The sequence below is a fragment of the Sediminitomix flava genome (assembly GCF_003149185.1).
GTDB lineage: Bacteria > Bacteroidota > Bacteroidia > Cytophagales > Flammeovirgaceae > Sediminitomix > Sediminitomix flava.
The window spans coordinates 1-1,623 of record NZ_QGDO01000032.1; the positions used below are offsets into that span (position 1 = coordinate 1).

Annotated in this window: 2 protein-coding genes; both read left to right on the plus strand. The window is 32.7% G+C overall.

All coding sequences use genetic code 11. The features are described 5' to 3' along the window. Nucleotides 1-176: 176 nt before the first annotated feature. The gene (locus BC781_RS25345) at nt 177-941 is read left to right on the plus strand and encodes a hypothetical protein (RefSeq protein ID WP_109623361.1); all 765 of its coding nucleotides are present in this window, start codon (nt 177-179) and stop codon (nt 939-941) included. Nucleotides 942-1,061: 120 nt separating this feature from the next. Next, the gene (locus BC781_RS25350) at nt 1,062-1,457 is read left to right on the plus strand and encodes a hypothetical protein (RefSeq protein ID WP_109623363.1); all 396 of its coding nucleotides are present in this window, start codon (nt 1,062-1,064) and stop codon (nt 1,455-1,457) included. Nucleotides 1,458-1,623: the final 166 nt, after the last annotated feature.

The following is a 1,623-nucleotide window of genomic DNA, read 5'->3' on the forward strand; positions in this document are numbered from 1 at the left end:
CGGCTTTAAGCATATTTGTAAGCACAATAATATTAGGAGGGTCTTTGTTACTGATCCTTTATTTAATTCTGAAATAAAAACTACTCCCAACAAGGTGCATATTTCACAGTCAGTATTGCGACGCAATCTGCCTGCGATACCATGCCCGATTCGTTGTGTGTAATAATAAGAATTTTATGAGATTAGCTACTGTAGTTTTACTATTGATAATAGTTGTTTCATGCAAACAACAGGTTAATAACAAATTTGAAGAGGATTTATATCCTTACGATAGTGTAGCTGTCAGCTATTATGAACCTTTTAAAAGAAATTATGCATATGAAGACAAGGGTATCAAACCTGATTGTCCTTTTCCAAACCTTTTTTTTATTGACAGTATTACCACCTTCAAAAAAGGTTTGAAACATGGTAAAGAATTTCGATTTAGTATCGAAGGCTGTAAAATTTCTGAAAACACTTATTTTAAAGGGGTTCTGCATGGTAAACAAAAGTTTTGGGAGGAAGGGAAAGGTGATTTTGAGGTGATTTATAGAGTTCGAAATTATGTATATGGAGAAGAAGAAGGTTGGGAAGGAGATACTTCTCATGAGTTTTTACGAACTGAAGGGTATTATCATAAGGATAAACCTTTTGGAATACAAATATACTATAAGGGGGCTAGGATAATTGGTTCTATGCCTAGTGCTGAAGATGATGGTCCCTCTGAACACGTATTTAGTAATATACTTTCGTATGAATTAGCATCAGATATCAAAATTTCAGGAGATATAACTAGAAAAGAATATATTAAAGCTATTCAAGATGCTATAATTGAAAATAAAGAAATTATCAAAGATTACCCTAATGATGAAGAATATAAGGATAATTTAAATGCACTGGAAGTATTGTTAGATTCTGGTGTGTATAATCCGAAGTGGCTCGGAGAAAATACGTGTCTATAGATGAATATAATTAAAAACACACAACAAGGGGCATAGTTCACACCGCACTAACCGTCAACACGATCCAAGTGCAAAACCATGCCCGATTCGTTGTAGGGCATTGGGTTCAAAATCTATATAATGTTTAAGATTTTAATTTTTACTCTAATATCTTTTTGTCTGCCAAATGTAGTTGGACAAGAATTTAAAATTGACTTATCTGGAAATTGGTTAGGATTTGAAGAATCGAATAAAAAGATAAAGCCGATTTCAATGAATATTATTGGAATATACCCCAATTTCACTTTTGAAGAATTTTTCCCTCAAACTTCTGAAGTTACTAGTTGTCCAATGTATGTAGAAATATTAGCGATAGAGAATTCGAGAACATATGAAGTTAATATAATTCAAGAATTGGAGACAGATTTTAGTAAATTAAAAATAGTAAATGAAGACTCAATAATTCTCAATTATACGATTTTACCAAACGATCCTAGAGAATTAGGAATATCCTTGAAATTGAAAAGAAATAAATAAAACGCCCTACAACAAGGGGCATAGTTCACAGGCATCTGCGACGCAATCTGCCTGCGACACCATGCCCGAGCCGTTATCTGCAATTAAGTAACTGAATTCAAAATATGAGTTGGAATAAAGACAAACAACTAATAACGGAAAGATATTTTGAAACTATAAATGTCAA

Excerpts from the sequence above, each read along its gene's own strand:
- BC781_RS25345 (WP_109623361.1), top strand. The coding sequence starts at position 177 with ATGAGATTAGCTACTGTAGTTTTACTATTGATAATAGTTGTTTCATGC.
- BC781_RS25350 (WP_109623363.1), top strand. The coding sequence starts at position 1,062 with ATGTTTAAGATTTTAATTTTTACTCTAATATCTTTTTGTCTGCCAAAT.